The organism is Streptomyces sp. NPDC051219 (genome assembly GCF_040682335.1).
Lineage (GTDB): Bacteria > Actinomycetota > Actinomycetes > Streptomycetales > Streptomycetaceae > Streptomyces.
The window spans coordinates 88,504-111,604 of sequence record NZ_JBFBAS010000012.1 but is presented as its reverse complement, the minus strand read 5'-3'; the positions used below and the strand labels follow the sequence as shown (position 1 = coordinate 111,604).

Annotated in this window: 23 protein-coding genes; 10 read left to right on the top strand and 13 right to left on the bottom strand. The window is 70.2% G+C overall.

The genetic code is table 11. The features are described 5' to 3' along the window. Positions 1-3 precede the first annotated feature (3 nt). The gene (locus AB0M62_RS16575) at positions 4-687 is read left to right on the top strand and encodes a 4'-phosphopantetheinyl transferase superfamily protein (RefSeq protein ID WP_366074905.1); all 684 of its coding nucleotides are present in this window, start codon (positions 4-6) and stop codon (positions 685-687) included. Positions 688-935: 248 nt separating this feature from the next. Here the strand turns inward: AB0M62_RS16575 and AB0M62_RS16570 are convergent, their stop codons facing one another. Both AB0M62_RS16570 and AB0M62_RS16565 read right to left on the bottom strand, forming a co-directional pair. Further along, entirely contained in the window at positions 936-1,097 is a 162-nt protein-coding gene (locus AB0M62_RS16570) for a hypothetical protein (protein WP_366074904.1), read from the bottom strand. Between the two features lie 72 nt (positions 1,098-1,169). Then, a complete protein-coding gene (locus AB0M62_RS16565) occupies positions 1,170-1,850 on the bottom strand; it encodes an endonuclease V (protein ID WP_366074903.1) in 681 nt (226 codons plus the stop codon). Between the two features lie 44 nt (positions 1,851-1,894). Between AB0M62_RS16565 and AB0M62_RS16560 the strand changes: the two genes are divergently transcribed. Continuing rightward, a complete protein-coding gene (locus tag AB0M62_RS16560) occupies positions 1,895-2,194 on the top strand; it encodes a YciI family protein (RefSeq protein WP_366074902.1) in 300 nt (99 codons plus the stop codon). A gap of 60 nt (positions 2,195-2,254) precedes the next feature. On the opposite strand, the gene AB0M62_RS16555 is transcribed toward AB0M62_RS16560, so the two are convergent. Further along, the gene (locus AB0M62_RS16555; protein ID WP_366074901.1) at positions 2,255-3,379 is read right to left on the bottom strand and encodes an oxidoreductase; all 1,125 of its coding nucleotides are present in this window, start codon (positions 3,377-3,379) and stop codon (positions 2,255-2,257) included. A gap of 258 nt (positions 3,380-3,637) precedes the next feature. Here AB0M62_RS16555 and AB0M62_RS16550 point away from each other — a divergent pair, with 258 nt between their 5' ends. From AB0M62_RS16550 to AB0M62_RS16535, 4 genes are all read left to right on the top strand, one after another. Next, complete coding sequence (locus tag AB0M62_RS16550) at positions 3,638-4,054, top strand: SsgA family sporulation/cell division regulator (RefSeq protein ID WP_366074900.1); 417 nt, start codon at positions 3,638-3,640, stop codon at positions 4,052-4,054. Positions 4,055-4,378: 324 nt separating this feature from the next. Beyond that, entirely contained in the window at positions 4,379-5,983 is a 1,605-nt protein-coding gene (locus AB0M62_RS16545) for an ABC-F family ATP-binding cassette domain-containing protein (RefSeq protein ID WP_366074899.1), read from the top strand. Between the two features lie 191 nt (positions 5,984-6,174). Next, entirely contained in the window at positions 6,175-6,951 is a 777-nt protein-coding gene (ddaH, locus tag AB0M62_RS16540; RefSeq protein WP_366074898.1) for a dimethylargininase, read from the top strand. A gap of 115 nt (positions 6,952-7,066) precedes the next feature. After that, on the top strand, positions 7,067-8,041 hold the full coding sequence (locus AB0M62_RS16535) for an acyl-ACP desaturase (RefSeq protein ID WP_366074897.1): 975 nt from the start codon (positions 7,067-7,069) through the stop codon (positions 8,039-8,041). 172 nt (positions 8,042-8,213) lie between these two features. Here AB0M62_RS16535 and AB0M62_RS16530 read toward each other — a convergent pair whose 3' ends face one another. The 6 genes from AB0M62_RS16530 to AB0M62_RS16505 form a co-directional block, all read right to left on the bottom strand. Further along, positions 8,214-8,462 carry a WhiB family transcriptional regulator gene (locus AB0M62_RS16530; protein WP_366074896.1) on the bottom strand — a complete coding sequence of 83 codons (249 nt, stop codon included), beginning with the start codon at positions 8,460-8,462 and terminating at the stop codon, positions 8,214-8,216. Positions 8,463-8,609: 147 nt separating this feature from the next. Further along, a complete protein-coding gene (locus AB0M62_RS16525) occupies positions 8,610-9,110 on the bottom strand; it encodes a VOC family protein (RefSeq protein ID WP_366074895.1) in 501 nt (166 codons plus the stop codon). 192 nt (positions 9,111-9,302) lie between these two features. Further along, positions 9,303-9,851, bottom strand: a complete 549-nt coding sequence (locus tag AB0M62_RS16520) for a DM13 domain-containing protein (protein ID WP_366074894.1) — start codon at positions 9,849-9,851, stop codon at positions 9,303-9,305. Between the two features lie 133 nt (positions 9,852-9,984). Then, positions 9,985-10,194, bottom strand: a complete 210-nt coding sequence (locus AB0M62_RS16515; RefSeq protein WP_366074893.1) for a hypothetical protein — start codon at positions 10,192-10,194, stop codon at positions 9,985-9,987. 63 nt (positions 10,195-10,257) lie between these two features. After that, entirely contained in the window at positions 10,258-10,401 is a 144-nt protein-coding gene (locus AB0M62_RS16510; protein WP_366074892.1) for a hypothetical protein, read from the bottom strand. A gap of 128 nt (positions 10,402-10,529) precedes the next feature. Then, positions 10,530-11,501: a multicopper oxidase domain-containing protein gene (locus AB0M62_RS16505; protein ID WP_366074891.1), complete on the bottom strand. Its 972-nt coding sequence runs from the start codon at positions 11,499-11,501 to the stop codon at positions 10,530-10,532. Between the two features lie 199 nt (positions 11,502-11,700). Between AB0M62_RS16505 and AB0M62_RS16500 the strand changes: the two genes are divergently transcribed. Then, complete coding sequence (locus tag AB0M62_RS16500; protein ID WP_366074890.1) at positions 11,701-14,193, top strand: ThuA domain-containing protein; 2,493 nt, start codon at positions 11,701-11,703, stop codon at positions 14,191-14,193. Between the two features lie 53 nt (positions 14,194-14,246). Further along, entirely contained in the window at positions 14,247-16,394 is a 2,148-nt protein-coding gene (locus tag AB0M62_RS16495) for a family 16 glycoside hydrolase (RefSeq protein ID WP_366074960.1), read from the top strand. 40 nt (positions 16,395-16,434) lie between these two features. On the opposite strand, the gene ligD is transcribed toward AB0M62_RS16495, so the two are convergent. Then, complete coding sequence (gene ligD, locus AB0M62_RS16490) at positions 16,435-17,463, bottom strand: non-homologous end-joining DNA ligase (RefSeq protein WP_366074889.1); 1,029 nt, start codon at positions 17,461-17,463, stop codon at positions 16,435-16,437. Between the two features lie 74 nt (positions 17,464-17,537). Between ligD and AB0M62_RS16485 the strand changes: the two genes are divergently transcribed. After that, positions 17,538-18,602 (top strand): ATP-dependent DNA ligase, encoded by a 1,065-nt coding sequence (locus AB0M62_RS16485; RefSeq protein WP_366074888.1) that lies wholly within the window; start codon positions 17,538-17,540, stop codon positions 18,600-18,602. On the opposite strand, the gene AB0M62_RS16480 is transcribed toward AB0M62_RS16485, so the two are convergent. After that, complete coding sequence (locus AB0M62_RS16480; RefSeq protein ID WP_366074886.1) at positions 18,589-19,974, bottom strand: NAD(P)-binding protein; 1,386 nt, start codon at positions 19,972-19,974, stop codon at positions 18,589-18,591. The two genes, AB0M62_RS16485 and AB0M62_RS16480, sit on opposite strands and share 14 nt — an antisense overlap. Positions 19,975-20,288: 314 nt before the next feature. Here AB0M62_RS16480 and AB0M62_RS16475 point away from each other — a divergent pair, with 314 nt between their 5' ends. After that, complete coding sequence (locus AB0M62_RS16475; protein ID WP_366074885.1) at positions 20,289-20,801, top strand: NUDIX domain-containing protein; 513 nt, start codon at positions 20,289-20,291, stop codon at positions 20,799-20,801. A 12-nt stretch (positions 20,802-20,813) separates the two neighbouring features. Here AB0M62_RS16475 and AB0M62_RS16470 read toward each other — a convergent pair whose 3' ends face one another. Continuing rightward, on the bottom strand, positions 20,814-22,175 hold the full coding sequence (locus AB0M62_RS16470; RefSeq protein WP_366074884.1) for a 6-phospho-beta-glucosidase: 1,362 nt from the start codon (positions 22,173-22,175) through the stop codon (positions 20,814-20,816). A 96-nt stretch (positions 22,176-22,271) separates the two neighbouring features. After that, a complete protein-coding gene (locus AB0M62_RS16465) occupies positions 22,272-23,081 on the bottom strand; it encodes an SAM-dependent methyltransferase (protein ID WP_366074883.1) in 810 nt (269 codons plus the stop codon). Positions 23,082-23,101 lie beyond the last annotated feature (20 nt).

Below are 23,101 nucleotides of genomic sequence, written 5' to 3'. Positions count from 1 at the left end.
GTCATGCACACCGCATTCGAGGCCATCACGCCGGGCCGCATCCACCGATGGGGCACAGCCACCCTCATCGTGGCCCGGCGCACCCCCGGCCCGACACCGCCCCGCTCACCCCTGCCGTTCCTCACCCCCGACGAACGGCACCTGTACCAGGCGCTGGCGCCCCGCCGGCAGACCGAATGGGCTGCCGGCCGCCTCCTCGCCAAACACCTGATCCACCACCACCTCGCCACACCCCCCACCGACGTGGAAATCCTCCCCCGCCACGACGGCAGCCCCCACCCCCTCATCAACGGCCGCCCCATACCCGGCCTGAACCTCTCCATCAGCCACACCACCCACCACGTCGCCGCCGCCCTCGCCCCCGACCCGGTCGGCATCGACCTGTGCGAAACCACCTCCGCCCCCACCATCCGCCGCGTCGCCGATCACATCCTCACCCCCCACGAACGCACCCACACCATCCCCGACCACCCCCACACCCTCACCGCCGCCTGGGCCCTGAAAGAAGCCGCCGTCAAAGCCGACCGGCACAGCATCCACGGCACCGCACCCCGCCACATCCACATCCACAGCCTCACACCCCCCACCCTCAGCGGCCCCCGCCACGCCATGCTCTGGCACACCACCACCGCCCTCCTCGCCCTCGTCACCACCCCACACACCGCCCACGACGACACCACAGCCTGACCGTTTCTTTGATCCTCAATGCGGCTGCGGGAGATGGCGCGGGTCTTCTGGTCGGCTCCACGAGGTTTCGGCGCTTGCGCGCCCAAGGTCTGCGCCCACTGCGGTATCTGTCACTGCGTCGGCCGCGAGGGCGGCGAGGTTGCGCGCGGCGTTCTCGTCCCGGTCCAGGAGGAGCGGGCACTCGCCCGCCGGGCTTCGCAAGGAGCGGTACAAGAAGCGCAACACCGTGGAACGGGCGATCACCAAGCTCAGTCCATCGACCAGGCGGCGATGGTGTAGATCATCGAGCCCAGCCAGCCGATGCCGACCAGCGCGGCGACGACGAGAGCCGCGACGACGCTCCGCTCGACGGGGTGGAGGGCGGGCCGGAGGGCGGTCTTCGGAGCACGGTGTGTTCGGTACGTCGTCATACGGCCAAGACTGGCCAGCCCGGCCGCACTCCGGCATCCGCTCGGGTACTCAGATCCGGCGGACCGGCGTACTCAGCCGATCGCCTCACGCAGGGCCCGCCGGCACAGCGCGTCCGCCCGTCGCGTGGACTCGGGGAGCCGGTAGCCGGGGGCGAGGTGAAGGGTGTGCGCGCACGCGGCGGCGAGGGTGGTGCGGTGACCGACGGAGACGAACACCGGCTTGACCCCGTCCTGCGTGCGCAGGGCGCGGCCGACCTCCGCGCCGTCCGCGTCGAGCAGCGCGGATGAGTCGCCGCGACGGGGGCCGGGCTGCTCGTACGAGAAGGTGAACGGGTTCTTGGCCACACCGATCGTCGGCAGGCCGGTGAGTACGCCGAGATGGCTGGCCAGACCGAAGCGGCGGGGATGCGCGAGGCCGTAGCCGTCGCAGACCACCAGCCCCGGGTCGGCGGTCAGGCCGTCCAGAGCCGCCAGGACCGTCGGGATCTCACGGAAGGCCAGCAGCCCCGGTACATAGGGGAAGCTGACACGGCCGACGGCGGTCGACTGTGCGACGACGGCGAGAGTCCGCCCGTCCAGGACGACGGCCGCGGCGGCGACCACGTCACGATCGTCGTCATAGGAGACGTCGACGCCGGTGACCGTGCCGGTTTCCGGCGGCGGCCCGGCCTCGTCCAGAATGACGCGGGCCCGCAATTCGTCCTGGACGGCGCGGGCTTCGGCCTCGTCGGCAGGGGTTCGTACGCTTGTCATGGTGGGTCAGAGGGTACGGGGTCGATTGCCGTAGCCTGGCGATCATGTTCGTACTGGAGCTGACCTACACCGCGCCCGTCGAAGCCGTCGATGCCGAGATGGAGGCGCACATCTCCTGGCTGGACGTGCAGTACGCGGCCGGAGTCTTCATCGCCTCGGGCCGCAAGGTGCCGCGGGACGGCGGGGTGATCCTGGCCGTAGGAGTCGACCGCGCGCAGATCGAGAGGATCGCGGCGGCCGACCCCTTCACGGTGGCCGGGGTGTGCGCGTACCGGATCACGGAGTTCGTCCCCACCAAGACCGCTCCGGAACTCGCCGCCTACCAGGAGCAGCCGCGCGCCTAGGCTTCCCTGCCCGGTCATGTCGGGGCGGCGCGCCGTCCCGGCATGACCGCCAGGGCTTCCTCAGTTCTCCAGGCGGGCGATGCGGCCCTTTTCGCCCGAGGCCCAGCAGCCGTGGTCCGGTGTGCAGTCGACCGTGTCGTAGGAGCCCGTGTCGACCGTCCGCCAACTGCGGCCCGCGTCCAGCGTCAGGTCCGTGCCGGTCGGGCCGACGGCCAGGGCCGCCGAGGAGCTGTGCGGCAGCCAGGTGACGCCCGAGCGGTACGCGGGCGGCGGGGTCTTCGACTGCTGCCAGCTCCGGCCGCCGTCCCGGCTGACCGCCGAGGCCTGCGGGGACGCCTGGCCGGTGCGGTAGTCACCGCCGACCGCGAGGCCTTGCGTACGGTTGCGGAAGGCGAGCGCGAAGACGCCCTTCGCCGGGTCCCCGGCCGGGATGGTCGACTCGGCGGCGGACCAGGTCAGCCCGCGGTCCGAGGAGTGCAGCACGCGCGCCGTGGCGCCTCCGCCGGTGGCCAGCCAGACGTCCTTCGGGCCCGCGCTTACCAGGCACTGGCCGCTCGCCGCGAAGCCGGCCTCGCCCGGCTGGGCGGCGGGCATGCCGTCGTTCGGAAGGACCTTCCAAGACTTGCCGCCGTCACGGGTGGACAGGATCCGGTACTTGCCGTCCACCGGATCGCTCATCGCCAGGCCGTGCCGGCTGTCGAAGAAGGTGATGCAGTCGTAGAAGGCCCTTGGGTCGGTGTTCCGGAAGGACTCGGTCCAGGTCGCGCCGCCGTCCTCGGTACGGAAGACCCGGGACGCCTCCCCCTCGCCGATGGCCAGGACCACCGCCCGTCTTCCGTCGAACGCCTCGATGTCGCGGAACTCCAGCTCCACGGCGCCGGGCGGCGAGACGTTCCGCCAGCTGCGGCCGCCGTCGGCAGTACGCAGGACCGTTCCCTTGGAGCCTGCCACCCAGGCGGTCTTCCGGCTGACCGCCGCCAGGCCCCGGAAGCGCACGTCGGTGCCGCTGTCCTTCAGCTGCCAGCCGGGCTTGAACGCCGCCCGGTCCGCGGGCTCGTAGGCGTGGGCGGGCTCGTACGCCCGGGCGGGCTCGTACGCCCGGGCCGGGCTCGCCACGGTCGCCGCCAGCGCCGCCCCACAGATCCCGACCGCTGTCATCCGTCTCGTCTTCCCCATGGACCTCATGGCGCCGGAAGCTAGTCCACGCCCGTGACCCCGTCCAGAGTGCGTCGCCACTGCGGCCGTTCCGCCCGGCGATCCTCGGGTACGCGGGAGTGGAAGGGGGAAAGGGAGAGACGAAAGGGCGCGTGTGGTGCGGTAAGGGTGATACGGGCGGTGATACAGCTCACGCACCCGGCGCGTGCACGGATTCGCCGATTCCGACGTCTACCCCTGTGCCCGGGACCACCATCCGTCCACCGTGTCGTCGCAAGGGAGCAGGCCTTGTCCACCGTCATCGAGCAAGCCGTGCAGGCCCGCCTGGTCGCAAACGAGCCGAAGGTGGAGAGTGTCCCCGCGACGCTCCGCTACGACCGGGAGGATCCCTTCGCCGTGCGGATGGCCTTCCCTGCGCCGGCGACGCTCGAGGGGATCGAGGTGTCCTGGGCCTTCGCCCGTGAGCTGCTCGAGACCGGGGTGGACGCGCCGACGGGCATGGGTGACGTCCGGGTGCGGCCGTACGGCTTCGACCGTACGGTCGTCGAGTTCCACGCCGCCGAGGGCACCGCGATCGTGCACATCAGGACCTCGGAGCTGCGCCGCTTCCTGAGGCGGACGGCGGCCCTCGTCCCTGCCGGGCGCGAGCATCTGTTCCTGGACATGGACCACGATCTCGCGGAGCTGCTGCGCGACGCGCTGTGAGTCTGCGGACGGGAATCCGTGCAGCGTGCATCTGTGGAGCATGAGTCTCCCGAACTGATTAATCGGTTGGCAGATCCAGGGCACCGCGCATAACGTCGTTGTCAGCCCTGTTCCCGCTGAATCGGAGAAAGACATTGCTCGTCTGAGGTCTTGAGACACCACCTCGCGCACCCCGCTGTGTGCGCGTGTGTCGCGTGCGACCTCGGCACTTGAGCCGTCTTCCCGACGCGGGGCCTTCGTGTTCCCCTGCTGTCGTCCGGTCGTCGCCCGACCCGGTGTCTCCACGCGTTGCCGTAGCCGTTCCCACGCAACCCGGAGGCCCGTATGTCAAACGTCCCTTCCTTCATCACCTGCTCCTCCCTCTCCTTCGTCTGGCCGGACGGAACCTCCGTCTTCGACGGCCTTCAACTGGCCGCGGGTCCCGGACGCACCGGCCTCATCGGCCGTAACGGCTCCGGGAAGTCCACCCTCATGCGGCTCATGGCCGGAGAACTCGCCCCCAGCGAGGGCCAGGTCAAGGTGGCCGGTGAGGTCGGGTGTCTGCCGCAGAACCTGGTGCTCGACACCCGGCTGCGGGTGGACGCCGCCCTGGGCATCGCCCGTACTCGCGCCGCACTGCATGCCATCGAGGCGGGCGAGGCGACCGAGGAGAACTTCGCCGCGGTCGGTGACGACTGGGACGTGGAGGAGCGCGCCCGCGCGACTCTCGACCAGCTCGGCCTCGGCCGGATCGGCCTCGGCCGGATCGGCCTGGACCGGACCATCGGTGAGGTGTCGGGCGGCGAATCGGTGCTGCTGCGGCTGGCCGCGCTGCTGCTGCGCCGACCGGACGTACTCCTGCTCGACGAGCCGACGAACAACCTCGACCTGAACGCCAGGCAGCGGCTGTACGCCGCTGTCGAGGCATGGTCCGGCGTGATGGTCGTGGTCAGTCACGACCGCGCACTGCTGGAGCGCGTCGACCAGATCGCCGATCTGCGCGAGGGCGACGTGCGCTGGTACGGCGGCAACCTCTCGGCGTACGAGGAGGCGCTTGCCGTGGAACAGGAGGCGGCCGAGCGCATGGTCCGGGTCGCGGAGGCCGACGTGCAGCGCCAGAAGCGTGAACTGTCCGACGCCCAGGTGAAGTTGGCACGCCGAAAGCGGTACGGGCAGAAGATGTCGGACAACAAGCGGGAGCCCAAGATCGTTATGGGGGAACGCAAACGCCAGGCCCAGGTCTCCGCCGGCAAGCACCGCACCATGCACACGGAGAAGCTGGCGGAGGCCAGGGAGCGGCTCGACGAAGCAGTGGAGGCGGTGCGTGACGACGACGAGATCCGTATCGAACTGCCGTACACGAGGGTGCATCCGGGGCGGCGCGTTCTCACCCTGCGGGATCTTCGACTGCCGTATGGAGCACGGCTGCCCGGAGAGCTGGAGGTGCGTGGGCCGGAGAGGATCGCGCTGGTGGGACGCAACGGGTCCGGCAAGACCACCTTGCTGCGTACGGTCGCGGGCCTGCTCGATCCGGTGGAGGGCGAGGCGGTCGCACACGTACCGCTGCGCTTCCTGCCTCAGCGCCTCGATGTGCTGGACGACGGGCTGACGGTGGCGGAGAACGTGGCGAGAGTCGCTCCCGCCGCCACCAACAACTTGATCAGGGCAAGACTGGCGCGGTTTCTCTTCAAGGGCGCCCGGGCCGATCAGCCCGCCGGGACGCTCTCCGGGGGCGAGCGCTTCCGTGCGGCGCTCGCCGCGCTGCTCCTGGCGGATCCCGCTCCGCAGCTGCTGATGCTGGACGAGCCGACGAACAACCTGGACATGGCGAGTGTGCGTCAGCTGACGGCGGCGCTGGAGGCGTACGAGGGCGCGCTGATCGTGGCGAGCCACGACGAACCGTTCCTGGAGTCGATCGGCATCACCCGCCGACTGGTTCTCGGCGGCTGAGCCCGGCGCCGCCGACCACCTGAGTCGAGCACAGCATGGACGTGGTCAAGCGCGCGGAATGAACAGGTCACGACGTGCGGGGTGAACAGGTCAGGCGCGCGGGCTGACACGGGCGCTCCCCGGAGGACAGGATGGGCGCGCGCCCGCGTCCGTCCGCGCCCCTGTCCGTACCACCCCCAGGGAGATTGCCCGTGCCCAGCAGGAAAGCCCTGATCCGCCGCCCCGGTCCGCGTCTCGCCGAGGGGCTGGTCACCCATATCGAGCGCGCGCCGGTCGACGCGGCGCTGGCGCTGGCCCAGTGGGAGGCGTACGCCGACGCGCTGCACACCCACGGCTGGGAGACCGTCGAGGTCGAGGCCGCCGACGACTGCCCGGACGCCGTCTTCGTCGAGGACACGGTGGTGATGTTCCGGAACGTGGCCCTCATCGCCCGGCCGGGTGCGGAATCGCGCCGGCCGGAGACGGCAGCCGTCGAGGAGGCCGTGGCCCGCCTCGGGTGCGCGGTGAACTGGGTCTGGGAACCCGGCACGCTCGACGGCGGCGACGTACTCAAGATCGGCGACACGATCTACGTCGGCCGGGGCGGGCGTACGAACGCGGCGGGTGTGCGGCAGATGCGGGCCGCGTTCGAGCCGCTGGGCGCCCGCGTGGTCGCCGTACCCGTGAGCAAGGTGCTGCATCTGAAGTCCGCGGTCACCGCGCTGCCGGACGGCACGGTGATCGGGTACCCGCCGCTGGTGGACACCGCTTCGGCCTTCGGGGCCTTTCTGCCCGTCCCGGAGGAGGCGGGGTCGCATGTGGTGCTGCTGGGCGGCGGCAGGCTGCTGATGGCGGCGAGCGCCCCCAAGACGGCGGAACTGCTCGCGGATCTCGGGCATGAACCCGTTCTGGTGGACATCAGCGAGTTCGAAAAGCTCGAAGGCTGCGTGACTTGCCTCTCCGTACGGCTCCGCGACCTGTATGCATAACAGACCGTAAACGGACATACCGACCGGAGGGCTTGGATCCGCCTTACCGGGGGCTTAACCTACGGTCTCGTAACCTACGAAGCCGTAAGTATTTCCCCGTCCCACAGGAGTACCCGTGACGATCACCTCCTCCCACCTCGGCAGCTCGGAGGCGTGGACCGACGCCCGACTGCTGTTCGCGCTGGAAGAGGTGGTGGAGAAGGAGCTCAACCGCCACCTGAAGGTCACCAAGGACTGGATGCCGCACGAGTACGTGCCCTGGACCGACGGCCGCAACTTCCCCGGCTTCTTCGAGGACGGCGAAGCCTGGGAGCCCGGCCAGTCCAAGGTCACGGACATCGGCAAGATCGCGCTGGTGGTGAACCTCCTCACCGAGGACAACCTGCCCAGCTACCACCACGAGATCGCCACCCTCTTCGGCCGTGACGGCGCCTGGGGCACCTGGGTGCACCGCTGGACCGCCGAGGAAGGCCGGCACGGCATCGTGATGCGGGACTACCTCCTCGCTTCGCGGGCGGTGGACCCGGACAAGCTCGAGCAGTTCCGTATGGCACACATGTCGGAGGGCTTCGAGTCGGACAACCGCCACTCGATGCTGCACTCCGTGGCGTACGTCGCCTTCCAGGAGCTCGCCACCCGTATCTCGCACCGCAACACCGGACACCAGTCGGGTGACCCGGTCTGCGACCGGATGCTGGCGCGGATCGCGACCGACGAGAACCTGCACATGGTCTTCTACCGCAACCTGCTGGGTGCGGCCTTCGAGCTCGCCCCCGACCTGACCATGCAGGCCGTGCGGGACGTGGTGGTCAACTTCCGGATGCCGGGACACGGCATGCCCGGGTTCGAGCGCTCCGCCGCCCAGATGGCCATCGGCGGGATCTACAACATGCGAATCCACCACGACGACGTCCTGCAGCCGGTGCTGCGCTTCCTGAAGGTCCTGGAGATCGACGGGCTCGGCCCGGAGGGGCTGAAGGCGCAGGAGGAACTGGGCCTGTTCATGGGCGGACTGGACGCGGAGGCGCGGAAGTTCGACGAGCGCCTGGCTGCCCGCCAGGCCCGTAGGGCCGCCCGCGCGGGCGCCTGAGCCGAGCCTTCCCTCGATGTCCGGTTCCCGCCCGTCGGGAACCGGACATCGTTGCGTTCCGCGGGGCTTCGCGCATCCGGCTTACGGTCGCGCCCGCCCGAACCCGGCAATCGCGACGCGCACCGAGGGCGTACAGCATGACCGCGCACCGTGTCCGGTGCCAGGGGGCGGTTCAGTGAGGCGGGCGCCTCAGGCGGCGCCGCTCCTGCTCGGAGAGGCCGCCCCAGACTCCGAACCGCTCGTCGTTGGCGAGCGCGTAGTCCAGGCACGCGGCTCTGCCCTCGCAGGCCGCGCACAGCTGTTTGGCTTCACGGGTGGAGCTGCCCGGCTCGGGAAAGAAGAACTCGGGCCCGGTCTGTGCGCACAGCGCCTGCTCCTGCCAGGCGAGTTCGCGCTCGTCGGCGATGGTGTTGATCGGCATGCAGGCGATGGTGCCGGGTGTGGATGGACATCCGATCAACGAATGATCAACGCGTGTTTCGCGGCGGCACGGGGCGGCTCGGGCACGGCAGGTCCGCACCGCAGGTCCAGCACGGCGGGGCCGAAGTGAGCGCCCCGCCGCCGGCCCTCACCTCTCGGCGTAGGCGCTCTTGATCACCGCGAAGCGCGCACCGAACAGGTCGGCCAGCTTGGCGAAGCGGCCCACGCCCTCCATGTCCATGGGCGCCGTCCTGACCTTGCCGCCGAGCTCCTCCGCGTTGGCGGCCGTCGCGTCGCAGTCGGCCACCTCGAAGTACGGCAGCCAGTACGCCCCGTCCTTCGCCTCCGTCGGATCCGTGGCGAGGGGCACGATGTCGCCGAAGGCGGCGTCATCGTCGCTGCCCGCGGGCCTGACCACGGTGTACGAACCGCGTGTTCGGCTGGGAAACCTCGGAGATGCCCTTCGGGGGCTTCCACCCGCGACGGTCTTGTCGCCGAGCCGGAACATGCCGTATCCGGCCGCATCGGGTCCGGCCGGCAGAAACTCCCAGCCGAACAGGCCGCCGTAGAAGGTGTTCGCGCCGTCGACGTCGGGGGTACCGAGATCGATCCAGTTGGGCGCGCCGGTGACGTAACGGGTGGTGAGCATCTTGTCGCTCCTTCGATGACTCCCGTTGTCCTGCAATCCTGAGTCCTGCACCGGCCACTGACAATCCGAGCCCCGGACACGGATGCCGGCACCGGCTCCGCGTCCGCCCGTAAAGCGTCCGCACCACCGTGCGCCGGGGCCCGCACCGACTGGGCTCGCCATGTGGAGCGCGCTCCGGCCGGGCGCCTCGGCTCACGCTCCCTTTGCTTGCACCAGATCCGCCGCCCCGAAGGAGACCGAGAAGCGCTTGCACCAGATGACCGCGCTCTTGAAGCCGGACAGATCTGTGCCGGCCGGCACCACGTAGTTCTGGTTTCCCAGGTTGCCCTTGAGATGGGCCAGTTGGACCGCGCCGTCACCGAGCCCGTCCTCCACGTCCCGCGCCGACCGCTTGGACAGGTAGACGCGGACATCGGGCCCCTCGTCGGTCTTCAGGTCCTCGAACCGCAGCACCTGCCCGCCGTCGGCGAGGCGGACGGTCGTGGCGGTACCGCTGGTGGAGTGCTCGTGCGAGACGAAATCGCCGCGCGCGAGTTCGACTGGGCCGGCGGCGGCAGGCGAATCGGTGGCCGCCCCCGGCCGCTCGGGGGCGGATGCCGACGGCACCACGGTGGGCAGTGACTCGTCGACCGTCGTGTTGGTGAACAGCTTCCACGGCTGGAAGAGGTAGAGCCCGAAGGCGACGAGGACGGCCACCACCAGGAAGGCGGGAACAACTGTGCGGCGGGTGAAGAGCTTCATACCCACACTCAACACCGGTTGGCGGCCCCGGACACCGGTGGGCACCGCCCCCGTAAGACTCCGGTAATCACTCCCCTCATCACTGCGGGCCAGGACTCGGGGTCGGTAAGGGCGGCGGAGCCGGAGCCCGGAGTCAGCCGCTCGTGCCCCCCTCGTTGTCGGGTGCCCCGTCACCCACCGGTGGCAGATCACCGCGCTCGACCGGCTGTCCGCCCGATGCCGCACCAGGGGCTTCCGGCAGCAAGTCGTCCAGCTCCGCCTCGTCGGCCGGATGCGCCGACCGGGCGGCCACGCGCAGGGTTTCGCGGTCAACTCGTGCGGTGTCGGCACTGAGCCGCACCACATGCCCGTTCTTGGCGCCGCCCCCCGCACGGGCGTACTCGTGCGTACCCGGCGAGGACCGGAATCAGAACTCGCCCTCCCGCTCGCACTGCGGGCAGCCGGCGCCGGCCGGCTCCCCGCGGTCGACGGTCAGCGTGATCATCTGTGCGGACTTCGAGACGTACGTGCCCTGGAAGCCGCGCGCCGATGGACGCGCCGGTGGACGCATCGGTCGTCGACGCCTCGTTGCCGCATGCCGCCGGCGCGAGCACGAGGGGCAGCAGCAGGACCGGGAGCATGCGGGGAGTGCGAGGCATGCCCACGTCCTGCCGCACCCGGTCGCGCGTGCGACGAGAATCAGTGCGGACGCACGTGCGGGTGATGCGGGTCGTAGTCCGGGATCGTGCCGTCCGGTTTGGCGACCAGGAAGAGACCGCTCATGCCCATGTCGGAGTGGCTCTGCACATGGCAGTGGTACATCCAGGCTCCCGCTCCGACGTGTTCGCCGGCGATGACCTGGAAGCCGAAGGAGTCGGCCGGGCCGGTGATCTTCGTGTCGATGATCCGGCTGGGGTCGGTGGGGCCCTCCAGCAGTCCGGTCCTGTTGTCCGCCCAGCGGTGACCGTGCATATGGAACGTGTGGTAGTACTCGCCGTGCGTGATCATGACGATCTCGACCCGGTCGCCCACGGTCGCCTTGAAGTCGGGGCCCTGATGGGCACCCTTGTTGTTGATCATCATGTCGTTGAAGACGATCGTGAACTGCTTGTCCGGCAGGATGTCGCCCTTCCTGCGCACCACCAGCGGTCCGTAGAGGCCCTTTCGGATGCCCCCGGTGCCGTGGTCCGTGCCGACGACGTGGTCGTGGTAATGCCAGTAACCGGCGCTGCCGGGACGCCAGGTGCCGTCCTTCCGTCTGCCCGGCGCATGGGTGCGCCAGGTGTACGTACGCGTGCCGCCCGGCTCCACATGGCTCCTGCTGAGCTTGGTCCCGTCGTTCGCGAAGTCGAAGTCGACGCCGTGGACGTGCAGGCTGACGGGGACGTCGAGGGTGTTCTCGAACTCGATGTGCAGGGTGTCGCCCTCGATCAGCTCGATCGGCGGACCCGGGATGGTGGCCTTGCCCTTCTCCAGCCCGTAGCCCATCTGGCCGTCCGCCAACTTCTCGGCGTACAGCTTCATATGGCGGACCTGCCCGCCGGCCGGGGCGGTCTTCGGCACATTCTCTGCCGAGTTGGCCGCGGGGCTGGCGAGCGACAACGATGTCAGGCCGGTCGCCGCCGCCGCGCCGCCCGCCAGGAGACGCCGGTTGAAGTTCCGTCGGTCCACACTGAACTCCCTACTGCTGTCCGGGGATTGAGGGGGACGCAGGAGACCCCGGGGACGGCCCACACGGTAGCCGGAGGATCTTAGTTTATCCACACCATGGACAAAGTCGGATGGATCTCGGCCATACCTATTGGCGCGTCACCAAAAGAGGTCTACCTTCATCGGCTGTTGCAGTGACCAAAGTTGGGTGGGTGAACACATGCAGCGCACACCGCATCACCGGTCCAGAGCGCGACGAGGAACGGCCGCCGCCGTGGCGGCCGGAGCCCTCGCCGCCTCCCTGCTCGGCGGCGCCGAAGCGACCGCCAGACCCTATCCGGAGCCGTCGGCGCCATCGACCGCTTCAACAACGTTGTCTCTACCCTCACCTCCCGGTGGCGCGAACGTACGGGTTCTCGTCTTCCACGCTTCGGCGACCGCCGAGTCGCCGGTCGTCGACGCCGGCATCGAAGCCATCGAAAAGATCGGCGCGTCCGGGCCCGCGGCCCAGCGGTTCCGGGTGGAAGCCACCGACGACGCATCAGTCTTCACCAAGCCCAGGCTGGGGAAGTTCAACGCCGTCGTCTTCCTCACCGGTGGAGGCGACGTCCTCGACTCCGAGCAGGAAGCGGGTCTCGAGGCCTTCATGGAGGCCGGAGGCGGGTTCCTCGGCATCCATGACGCGGCACGTACGGAACCGTACTCGAGCTGGTTCACCGGCCTGGTCGGCGCCCGGCCCGCGGCAGGCGGCCCCGCGAACGTACAGCGCGCGACCGTCGAGGTCGGCGACCGTACGCACCCGGCGACCAAGGACCTGCCTCTTCAGTGGAAGCGCCCCGACAAATGGCTGAACTGGGCACAGAACCCGTCCGGTGACGTCCACACCGTGGCAAGGGTCCGCGAAAGCACCTACCAGCCCGGCACGAGCGCCAACGGCTGGGACCATCCCGTCTCGTGGTGCCGGGACTACGACGGCGGCCGCTCCTTCTACACGGGCATGGGCGGGACGGCCGACTCGTACACCGAGACCGACTTCCGCGACCACCTGCGCGGCGCGCTGCTCTGGACGACCCGTCTAGTACGCGCCGACTGCAAGGCCACCATCACCGCCAACTACGCCGCCGAGCGCGTGACCCAGCCCAACCAGCCCGGCCAGTCGGACCAGATCGGCGAGCCGCACGGGCTGGTGACCGCCCCGGACGGCCGGGTGCTCTACATCGGCCGCGGTGGCGGCGACAACAGCGCGCCCGTCGTCACGGACTGGAACAGCCCGGACATCGGCAAGGGCCAGGGCCAGATCCATGTCTACGACCCGAAGACCAAGAAGGTCACCTTGGCCGGGGCGCTCACCGTCTTCGGCAACAAGGGCGGTGGCGACGAACTGGTCAAGAACGAAGAAGGACTGCTCGGCATCGAGCTCGACCCCGCCTTCCGGAGCAACGGCTGGGTGTACCTGCACTACACCCCCCACTCGAAGATCAACCGCGATACGCGGACGGCCGAGCGCAGGGTCTCCCGCTTCACCCTGGACCTGGAGACCAACAAGCTCGACCTCGCGTCGGAGAAGGTCCTCCTGAAGTGGCCGGTGCAGATCCACAGTTGCTGCCACGCGGGCGGCGGGATGGCCTGGGACTCCAAGGGCAACCTCTACATCGCCACCGGCGACAACAACTCCTCGCGGTTCAGCGACGGCTACTCGGGCAACAACCCGGAGCCGAACTTCAAGGGCGTCTCCTTCGCCGACGCCCGCCGCACCGCCGGCAACACCAACAACCTCAACGGCAAGATCCTGCGCATCCATCCGGAGCCCGACGGCACCTACACCCTGCCCGAGGGCAACCTCTTCACCGGCGAGGAGCCCGACGAGGGCGGTGGCAAGACGCGCGGCGAGATCTATGTGATGGGCGTGCGCAACCCGGCCCGGATCGCGGTCGACCAGAAGACCGACATCCTGTACGCGGGGTGGGTCGGCCCGGACGCGGGGGCGCCCAGCACCACGTGGGGCCCGGCCAAGTACGACACCTTCGCGGCGATCACCAGGCCGGGCAACCACGGCTGGCCGTACTGCATGGGCAACAACCAGCCGTACCGCGACCGTAATCTGCCCGATCCGGCCAAGCCGCTGGGCTGGTACGACTGCGCCAAGCCGAAGAACGAGTCGCCGAACAACGACGGTCTGGTGAACCTGCCGCCCGTTACGCCGAACACCATCTGGTACGCACCGCAGGGCGGCGCCCCGGACTTCCCGCGCGACGCCAACGGCGTCCCCAGCTACAAGATCGCGGAGCAGAAGCTGCTGCTGCCGTGGCTGAAGGGCGGCGGGCAGGCCACGATGAACGGGCCCGTCTACCGTTTCGACGCGACGAGCGAGTCCACGGACAAGTGGCCGGCCTACTGGGACGGCAAGTGGTTCGTCGGTGACTTCTACGACGGTGACCAGCCGCGGCACGCGGTGCTGACCGATCCGAAGACCGTGGGCAAGGGCGGTCTGCCGGTGCACGCCGAGAATCTGAAGAAGATCGTCCCGGTCGGTGCGAACGGCATCCGCAACCTGATGGACTGGAAATTCGCCCCGGACGGCTCGCTCTATGTCCTGGACTACGGGCGCGGCTTCTTCACCTCCGACGCCAAGTCGGCACTGTGGCGGGTCACCTACAAGGGCGGCGAGGCGACTCCGGCCGCCGCCGATCTCGCCAGGAAGGCGGAACAGTGAGAGCGCGACGGGGAAAAATCCGGCTCTGGACGGCCCTGCTGGCCGCCATTCTGATGCTGCTGGGGCTGAACTCCACCACGGCGCACGGCCGTACGGACGACCCGGTGGCCGCCGCCGACCAGGTGCTCACCTGGACCGCGGGCGATCCCATCGACCGCTATCTGTCGTTCCCCACGACAGCGGTGGCCGGCAGGACGACGATCGTCTTCGAGAACAGCAAGGCGACCGGAAACACCACCGGCATGCCGCACACCCTGACCTTCGACGTCTCCGATCCCGAGTACAACAACGACGTGCCGCTGAACATCCTCGCCAATCCCAACGACGAGCAAGGCGGCAGGCACACCGCCGAGGTCACCCTGACCCCCGGCCGGTACCTGTACCACTGCACGATTCCCGGGCACGGTCAGATGCAGGGCATCCTCACCGTCACCGAGGGCGGCGGCGAGGACACCACGGCGCCCGAGACCTCCGCGAAGGTGGAGGGTGAGAAGAACGCCGACGGCGCCTACATCGGGCACGCGACCGTGACCGTGTCGGCCACCGACGCCGGCTCGGGCGTGGACAGGACAGAGTTCGCGGTGGGCGCGGCCGGTGCCTGGCAGCCGTACACCGCACCCGTCATGATCCATGAGGTCGGCACTCACAAGATCCGCTACCGGGCCACCGACGAGGCCGGGAACACGGCCGCGGAGAAGGCCGTCGACTTCACCGTCGTGGCCCCGCCGACGGACGACAAGACGCCGCCGGAGACCTCGGCGACCGTCAGCGGCGAGAAGAACGAGCAGGGCCAGTACCTGGACATGGCGACCGTCACCGTGACCGCGTCCGACACCGGGTCGGGCGTCAACACAATCGAGTACGCGCTCGGTACGGGTGCCTGGCAGACCTACAGCGGACCGGTCATGGTCCATGAGGCGGGCACCCACCACGTCCGCTACCGGGCCACCGACAAGGCGGGCAACGCGGCGGCGGAGAAGGCGGTCGACTTCACCGTCGTGGCCCCGCCGGCCGAGGACAGGACGCCGCCCGTCACCTCGGCGGCCGTCAGCGGGGAGACCAACTCGGACGGCGCGTACATCACCAGCGCGAGGGTGACGGTGACCGCCTCCGACGCCGGTTCGGGCGTGGACAAGGTCGAGTACTCGCTCGACGGCGGCCCGTACCTGGCGTACACCGCCCCCGTCCTGGTCGACCGCGTCGGCCGGCACACCTTCGCGCACCGGGCGACCGACAAGGCGGGCAACGCGTCCGTGGCCGGGCAGACGGCGTTCACGGTCGCGGAGGGCGGTGGCGTCCCGGCGCCCAACTGCCCGGAATGGGACGAACGGCTGACGGTGATCGTCGGCACGGTGGACACCGGAGTGCCCAACCGTATGACCCGCAGCCGCTGCACGATCAACGAGCTGATCGAGGACGAGAAGGAGTGGACCTCCCACGCCCTCTTCCTCAAGCACGTCGACAAGGTCCTCGACAAGCTGCTCGCCGACGGGGTCGTCGACCAGCGCGAGCACAAGAGGATCTACCGGGCCGCCAAGCAGTCCGGCATCGGCAAGCCCGGCCAGACGGGCGGCTACCGCGATCTGTTCGACGGCACGTCGGCGTCGTTCGCCAAGTGGAGCCATGTGGGCGGCGGTTCGTTCGGCCTGAACGCCGACGGCTCGATGACCAGCGGCACGACCAAGGGCGGCCTCGGCATGCTGTGGTTCCCGGAGCGGAAGTACGAGGACTTCTCACTGAAGCTCCAGTGGCGCGACGACGCACCGGGCACGGGCCACGCCAACAGTGGTGTCTTCGTCCGGTTCCCGCAGGTCCACGACCACCCCGAGGAGCCGCGACCGGAGTGGGTCGCCATCAAGTACGGGCATGAGGTGCAGGTGCTCGACCGGCCGGACGGCGACATGTACAAGACCGGTTCGGTCTACGGCTTCGACCGGGTCGGCCTCGGCGGTGCGGGGGTCACGCCCAAGGGCACCTGGAACGACTACGAGATCAGGGTGGTGGGCCAGCACTACTCGGTCTACCGCAACGGTGTCCTGATCAACGAGTTCGACAACGTCGGCGGCCAGGACTTCGTCCCGGCGCGGGCCGACGACCCGGGCACCGACGGCCGGCGCTTCGCCTCCGGCTATATCGGGCTCCAGGTCCACGGCACCACGGATGTGGTCTCGTACCGCAACATCCGTATCAAGGAGCTGTGATCAGGAGCTGTGATCAGGAGCCGTAATTACGGAGCTGTGATCACGGACTCGTAGGAGGCTCCCCCGGGCTCTTCGCGCGGCTCGGCTGTACCCGCTTGGGCTCCCCCGGCATCTTGGGGTAGTCCGGCGGGTACGGCATGTCGCCGAGACCGTGGTCGTGCTCGTGCCGGTCCGCCAGTTCGAGCAGGCTGTCGAGCCGGAACCGGTGGTCGTCCATGTCCGCGTGTACGTCGCCGATTTCGGCATACCGGGCGGGCATCGTGGCCAGGTCGAAGTCGCGGGGTTCGGCGTCGTCCACCTCGTCCCAGATCAGCGGTGCGGACACGGGCGCGTGCGGCCTCGGACGGACCGAGTAGGCGGAGGCGATGGTGCGGTCGCGGGCGGTCTGGTTGTAGTCGATGAAGATCTTCTCGCCCCGCTCCTCCTTCCACCAGGCGGTGGTGACCCGGCCGGCCATCCGCCGCTCCAGTTCACGGCCGACGGCGATCGCCGACCTGCGGACGTCGGTGAACGTCCACTCCGGCTCGATCGGGACGAAGACGTGCAGCCCACGGCCGCCGGAGGTCTTGGGCCAGCCGCGCAGCCCGTGCTCGTCGAGCAGGGCCCGCAGCTCGTGCGCGACCGCAACAGCGTCGGCGTAGTCGGTGCCCGGCTGGGGGTCGAGGTCGAGGCGCAGCTCGTCCGGGTGGTCGGTGCGGTTCCGGCGTACCGGCCACGGATGGAAGGTGAGACAGCCCAGCTGAGCGGCCCACAGCACCGCCCCGACCTCGGTGGGGCAGATTTCGTCGGCGAAGCGGCCGCTGGGGAAGGCGATCCGGGCGGTGGGGATCCAGTCCGGCAGGTTCTTGGGGGCGCGCTTCTGGAAGAAGGACTCTCCCTCGACCCCGTCCGGGTAGCGCTCGAGGGTGGTCGGCCGGTCGCGCAGCGCGCGGGTGATCCCGTCTCCGACCGTGAGGTAGTAGCGGGCGAGGTCAAGCTTGGTGAAGCCGCGCTCGGGGAAGTACACCTTGTCCGGGTTGGTCAGCCGTACGGTCCGGCCGCCGGCCTCCAGCTCCACCGCAGTTCCCATGTCGGCCACGGTAGGCCGACCTGCCGGATGGCGCATACCGGGCGTCCGGCGCGATTCCACAGCAGAATCCAGACATGGATCTGCCGGTGATGCCGCCCGTGAAACCGATGCTGGCCAAGTCTGTGGCCCGCATCCCGTCCGGAATGCACTACGAGGCCAAGTGGGACGGCTTTCGTGCGATCGTCCACCGTGACGGTGACGAGGTCGAGATCGGCAGCCGGACCGGCAAGACGCTCACCCGCTACTTTCCCGAGCTGGTCGTCGCGCTGCGGGCCAATCTGCCCGACCGCTGCGTCATCGACGGCGAGATCGTCATCGCGCACGAGGGCAGGCTCGACTTCGACAAGCTGACCGAACGCATCCATCCAGCGGACTCCCGGGTGCGCATGCTCGCCGAACAGACCCCGGCGAGTTTCGTCGCCTTCGATCTTTTGGCCCTCGGCGACGAGGCACTGCTCGACGCACCCTTGTCGCTGCGGCGCACCACACTGGCCGCCGCCCTGGCCAAGGCCGCCCCGCCCGTCCATCTGACTCCCGCCACCACGGACATCGCGGTCGCCCAGGAGTGGTTCGAGCGGTTCGAGGGCGCCGGGCTCGACGGCGTGATCGCCAAGCCGCTCGATCTCCCGTACCGGCCGGACGCCCGGCTCATGTACAAGATCAAGCACGAGCGCACCGCCGATGTCGTGGTCGCGGGCTACCGGTACCACAAGAGCGGCCCCGTGCTCGGCTCGCTCCTGCTCGGTCTGCACGATGCCTCGGGCCGGTTGCAGCACGTCGGCGTCTGCGCGGCGTTTCCGATGAAGCGGCGGCAGGAACTGGTGGCCGAGCTGGAACCGCTGCGCATGGAGTCACCGGAAGGCCACCCCTGGGCCGCCTGGGCGGAGGAAGCCGCCCACGAAAACGCCCGGCTGCCGGGCGCCCCGAGCCGCTGGTCCGGCAAGAAGGACCTGTCGTGGATTCCGCTGCGGCCCGAGCGGGTCTGCGAGGTGGCCTACGACCACATGGAGGGCGACCGGTTCCGGCACACCGCACAGTTCCGCCGTTGGCGGCCGGACCGTGAGCCGGGCAGCTGTACGTACACCCAGCTGGAGGAACCGGTCCGTTACGACCTGGACGAGGTTCTCAGGACGCCGTGATCTTCTCCCATTCCCGGCGGTCCGGGCCCGCCGCGTGCGGCGCGTAGCCGGGGCGGGCCGCGAGCCAGGCCGCGACACGGGCCCGGACCTCGGCGCCGTACGCCTGCGCGGGTGACGCGACGAGGTGGCGCACCCGGGCGCGGGCCCGCATCACCTCGGGGTCGTCGACGGCACATTCGAAGAGGGCCGCCATCTCGCGGGCGATCCCGGTGCGACCGGTCCGGGTGGCGAAGCGGTCGCCGATCGCCGCGTCGGCGACGACCTGGGAGTCGAACCAGGGCTTCAGGGTCCGGAGCGCCCACGCGTGGTACGCCGCGGCGAACTCCGCCGACTCGGGGGCCCGGTCGCCGTGGTGCGCGACCCACTGCGCGGCCCACAGGGCGAGCGACATGCCCTGACCCATGGTGGGGTTGGTGTGGGTGATCGCGTCGCCGACCGGGACGATGCCCGTGGCGATGGGGCCCCGCTCGTCGAACAGCGCGCTCCACCGGTTGTCGAGACTCGCGGTGGCGAGCACCTCGGAGAGCGGATCCGCCCCGAGGTCCAGCCAGGCGGCCCCGGGCGGGAACGTCCTGGCCGCGGCCTCGAACACGGCCGGGTCGCGCAGTGCGCCGCGCGTCGGGTCGTCGGTGTGGACGAACAGGTTCACCGCGAAGACGCCGTTGTCGGCGGGGAAGACGGCGCAGCCGGCGAACGCGCCTGCGGCCACCGCCCAGGGGCGCACCGGCCCGTCGAGGCGGCCGTCCGGGAGGCGGTACCAGCGGCAGAAGTAGGCGAGTCCGGTGCGGTGCCGCTCCACCACCGGCGGGCGGCAGCCGGCCTCGGTGAGCCAGCGCTCGGTGCCGCCCCGCCGGCCGGCGGCGTCGATCACCAACTCCCCTTCGTACACCCCGGAGTCGGTACGCACCCCGGTCACCCGTGGCGGCTCGGTGTCCGCCAGGAGAAGGCCGGTGACCGGTTCGCCATACCGTACGAGGACCTTCGGCTCGGCCCGCAGCGCAGCGGTGAGCGCGCTCTCCAGCACCATGCGCCGGGCCTGGACCATGACGAGGTCCTCGTCGCCCGGCCGGGTCGGCGGCCGTTGCTCGAACCAGTCCAGTTCGTGCCGTTCACGCGCTCCGAGCCGCAGCATGTCCGCGTACACGTCGGGCAGTTCGGCGCGCAGTACGGTACGGGCCGCGCCGAGCAGCACGTGCGGCTGGTTCGCCTGCGGCACACCGGGGCGCCGCCATCCGAAGAAGTCCGCGTCCAGATGGGGTCCCGGGGCCCGGCCGTCCCGCTCGAACGCCTCGACCGTATGACCCCGGCGGGCGGCGAGCAGGGCGGCCCCCAATCCGCCAATACCTCCGCCGATCACTAGGAAATGCCCCATACCGTCCCCCTTCGACCGTTGTTCCCCTGAGACTTCACGGCGGCGAGGAAGGCGAAACCCGCGAGGGTGTCGGGAGCATTTCGTTCCCTTTCGCTACAGGAACGGCACCAAGGACGTACGGATTTGACCGGGCGGAGACCGATACCAGCCCTTTGGGCGGGGCGCCCTCACTCCGTGCGGGGCGCCGACGAGCGACGAACCGGACCGTATCCTCGCGGAGACCGGCCCGGTCCGCCGCCGGTTTTGGATCAGGCCCCCGGCCAGATCTCCGGGGGACCGCCACCGGGCACTTCTTCCCACACGACGGAGGACACATGTCAGCGCAGACCGCCGCGGCGGAGCGCCCCGACCGCGCGTTTCCCGCCCCCAACGGCATCACCGGTGTCGGCGTGATCGTCACCGACGCGGAGGGCCGGCTGCTGCTCGGGCTCGGTCACGACGGCCGGTGGGAACTGCCCGGTGGCAAGGTCGACGCGGGTGAGAGCTTCGAGGAGGCCGCCGCGCGCGAGCTGGCGGAGGAGACGAATCTGCGGACGCCGCCCGGGGACGTGCGGATCATGGCCGTCCTGATCGACGGCACACGCGGTATCACCCGCGTAACGGCCGCGGCCCTCGCGGAGGCGGTGACCGGCACTGCCCACGTGACCGAGCCGCAGAAGATCCGGCGCTGGGAGTGGTTCGACCCGGACGACATTCCCGGGCAGCTGTTCGAGCCGTCGGCCGCCGTGCTGCGCTCCTGGCGGCCGGAGCTGGCGCTGCCCCGGGTGGACGCGTACTGCTATCCGACCGGTGAGCCGGCCGACAGGCCAGGCGCTGCGGCCCACTGACACAGTCCCGCTCTACCGCGGAGCGGGACCCGCCCCCCGGAGGTACCCGAGGCCGGGGTGTTCCTTCGTGTACGCGTCGACGAGGCGGCGTGCGACGGACACGGAGTCGACGAGCGGGTGCAGGGCGAAGGCTTTGACGGCGGTCGCGCGAGATCCGCTCTCGGCGGCGGCCAGAACCTCGCGATCGACGGCCTTGACCGCGGTCACCAGCCCGACGGCGTGGTAGGGCAGCGGTGTGACGGAGACCGGGTGGGCGCCGTTCGCGTCGACCAGGCAGGGCACCTCGACGACGGCGTCCGCGTCGAGCACGGACAAGGTCCGCCGGTTGCGGACATCGAGGATGAGAGTGGTCCGCTCGTCCCTCGCGATGGCCCGCATCAGGGCCAGGGCGACCTGCTCGTAACCGCCCGGCTCCAGGTCGCTCACCTCGCGTTCGCCGGCGCCGGCCGCCTCGCGGTTCTCCGCCATGTACGTGGCTTCGCGCTCGGCACGGGTACGGTTCCACGCCTGCAGGGCGGGCGTGGCCGGGTTCGCCGTCTCGGCGTAGAAGCGGTCCTGCTGTTCGCGGAGGAACGCGCCGCGGGTCTGCTCCGCCTGCTGGTAGGCGCGGACGGCTTCCCGGTTGAAGTAGTAGTAGTGCAGGTACTCGTTGGGGACGGCGCCCAGGGACCGCAGCCACTCGGCGCCGAACAGCCGGCCCTCCTCGAAGGACCCGAGCAGGACGGGGTCGGCGAGCAGGCGGGGCAGCTCGTCACGGCCCCCGATGTGCAGCCCGCGGACCCAGCCGAGATGGTTGAGGCCTGCGTAGTCGATCCACGCCCGGTCGGGGGCCGCGCCGAGCAGCCGGGCCATCCGCCGGCCGAGGGCGACGGGCGAGTCGCAGATACCGATGACCCGGTCGCCCAGGTGACGGGACATCGCCTCGGTGACCAGTCCGGCGGGATTGGTGAAGTTGATGACCCACGCCTCGGGTGCGAGGCGGGCGACGCGCCGGGCGATGTCGACGGCGACCGGGACGGTCCGCAGTCCGTACGCGATGCCGCCCGCGCCGACCGTCTCCTGACCCAGGACGCCTTCGGCCAGCGCGACGCGTTCGTCGGCGGCGCGGCCTTCCAGCCCGCCGACACGGATGGCGGAGAAGATGAAGTCGGCGCCGCGGATCGCCTCGTCGAGGTCGGTCGTGGCGGTGACCTGCGGGGCGTCGGGCCGGCCGGCAGCCTGCTCGGCGAGGACGCGGGCGACGGCGGTGAGCCGGCCCGCGTCCAGGTCGTGCAGGGTGACATGGGTGACACGGCCCTCGGCGTGGTCGCCGAGGAGGGCTCCGTAGACGAGCGGCACCCGGAATCCGCCGCCGCCGAGGATGGTGAGCTTCACCAGTGCACCGTATTACGCGCGGTTCGTGAACTGCCCGACGTCCGGACGGGGGTCCGTGGTTTGTCCGCCGGGTGAGGGCGGGACCTCCGTACCGTATTACGCCTTGCGCGCCACGCCCGCGTACACCGGGATCGTCTCGTCCCCCGCGGCGCGCTGGTCGGGGCCGATCTCCGGGTGCCACTCGGCGGCGAGAACCACCTGCGGGCTGACGAGCTCGAAGGCGTCGAAGAGGGCGGTGACCTCCTCGTGCGAACGGAGCCGCAGTGTGACGCCGCCCTGGCGGTACAGCTCGACGGCCCGCTCGGCGCCCTCCGGGTCGAAGTCGCCGGTGACATGCGAGAGGACGAGGTAGCTGCCCGGCGCCAGCGCGTCCATGAGCCGGGCCACCAGGCCGCGCGGATCGTCCTCGTCGCCGAGGAAGTGGGCGAGGGCGATGAGGGACAGCGCGACCGGCTTGCTGAAGTCGAGGACGCCCTTGGCGCGGTCGAGGATCGTCTCCGGCTCGCGCACGTCGGCCTGGATGTACTCGGTGACGCCTTCCGGGGTACTGCGCAGCAGTGCCTCGGCATGGCGCAGCACGATGGGGTCGTAGTCGGCGTAGACGATCCGCGCGTCGGGTGCCGACCGCTGGGCGATCTGGTGGAGGTTGGGCTCGGTCGGTATGCCCGTGCCGATGTCGAGGAACTGGCGCACCCCGTTGTCCGCCAGCCAGGCCGTGGCGCGGTGCATGAACGCGCGGTTGACCCGGGCGATGTCCTTGCCCCGCGGCTCGATGGCGAGAAGTTGCCCGGCCAGCAGCTCGTCGACCGGATAGTTGTCCTTGCCACCGAGGAACCAGTCGTACACGCGCGCGGGATGCGGCTTGCCGGTGTCGATCTGGTCGGCCGTGGGGTTCTGCCCGGTCATGAGGAGCTCCATCCTCTGAA

What these genes read in the sequence shown, in the direction of transcription:
- AB0M62_RS16575 (WP_366074905.1), top strand. Translation starts at nt 4, where the DNA reads ATGCACACCGCATTCGAGGCCATCACGCCGGGCCGCATCCACCGATGG.
- AB0M62_RS16570 (WP_366074904.1), bottom strand. Translation starts at nt 1,097, where the DNA reads ATGACGACGTACCGAACACACCGTGCTCCGAAGACCGCCCTCCGGCCC.
- AB0M62_RS16565 (WP_366074903.1), bottom strand. Translation starts at nt 1,850, where the DNA reads ATGACAAGCGTACGAACCCCTGCCGACGAGGCCGAAGCCCGCGCCGTC.
- AB0M62_RS16560 (WP_366074902.1), top strand. Translation starts at nt 1,895, where the DNA reads ATGTTCGTACTGGAGCTGACCTACACCGCGCCCGTCGAAGCCGTCGAT.
- AB0M62_RS16555 (WP_366074901.1), bottom strand. Translation starts at nt 3,379, where the DNA reads ATGAGGTCCATGGGGAAGACGAGACGGATGACAGCGGTCGGGATCTGT.
- AB0M62_RS16545 (WP_366074899.1), top strand. Translation starts at nt 4,379, where the DNA reads ATGTCAAACGTCCCTTCCTTCATCACCTGCTCCTCCCTCTCCTTCGTC.
- AB0M62_RS16530 (WP_366074896.1), bottom strand. Translation starts at nt 8,462, where the DNA reads ATGCCGATCAACACCATCGCCGACGAGCGCGAACTCGCCTGGCAGGAG.
- AB0M62_RS16525 (WP_366074895.1), bottom strand. Translation starts at nt 9,110, where the DNA reads ATGCTCACCACCCGTTACGTCACCGGCGCGCCCAACTGGATCGATCTC.
- AB0M62_RS16520 (WP_366074894.1), bottom strand. Translation starts at nt 9,851, where the DNA reads ATGAAGCTCTTCACCCGCCGCACAGTTGTTCCCGCCTTCCTGGTGGTG.
- AB0M62_RS16510 (WP_366074892.1), bottom strand. Translation starts at nt 10,401, where the DNA reads ATGCGTCCACCGGCGCGTCCATCGGCGCGCGGCTTCCAGGGCACGTAC.
- AB0M62_RS16500 (WP_366074890.1), top strand. Translation starts at nt 11,701, where the DNA reads ATGCAGCGCACACCGCATCACCGGTCCAGAGCGCGACGAGGAACGGCC.
- AB0M62_RS16495 (WP_366074960.1), top strand. Translation starts at nt 14,247, where the DNA reads ATGCTGCTGGGGCTGAACTCCACCACGGCGCACGGCCGTACGGACGAC.
- ligD (WP_366074889.1), bottom strand. Translation starts at nt 17,463, where the DNA reads ATGGGAACTGCGGTGGAGCTGGAGGCCGGCGGCCGGACCGTACGGCTG.
- AB0M62_RS16485 (WP_366074888.1), top strand. Translation starts at nt 17,538, where the DNA reads ATGGATCTGCCGGTGATGCCGCCCGTGAAACCGATGCTGGCCAAGTCT.
- AB0M62_RS16480 (WP_366074886.1), bottom strand. Translation starts at nt 19,974, where the DNA reads ATGGGGCATTTCCTAGTGATCGGCGGAGGTATTGGCGGATTGGGGGCC.
- AB0M62_RS16475 (WP_366074885.1), top strand. Translation starts at nt 20,289, where the DNA reads ATGTCAGCGCAGACCGCCGCGGCGGAGCGCCCCGACCGCGCGTTTCCC.
- AB0M62_RS16465 (WP_366074883.1), bottom strand. Translation starts at nt 23,081, where the DNA reads ATGACCGGGCAGAACCCCACGGCCGACCAGATCGACACCGGCAAGCCG.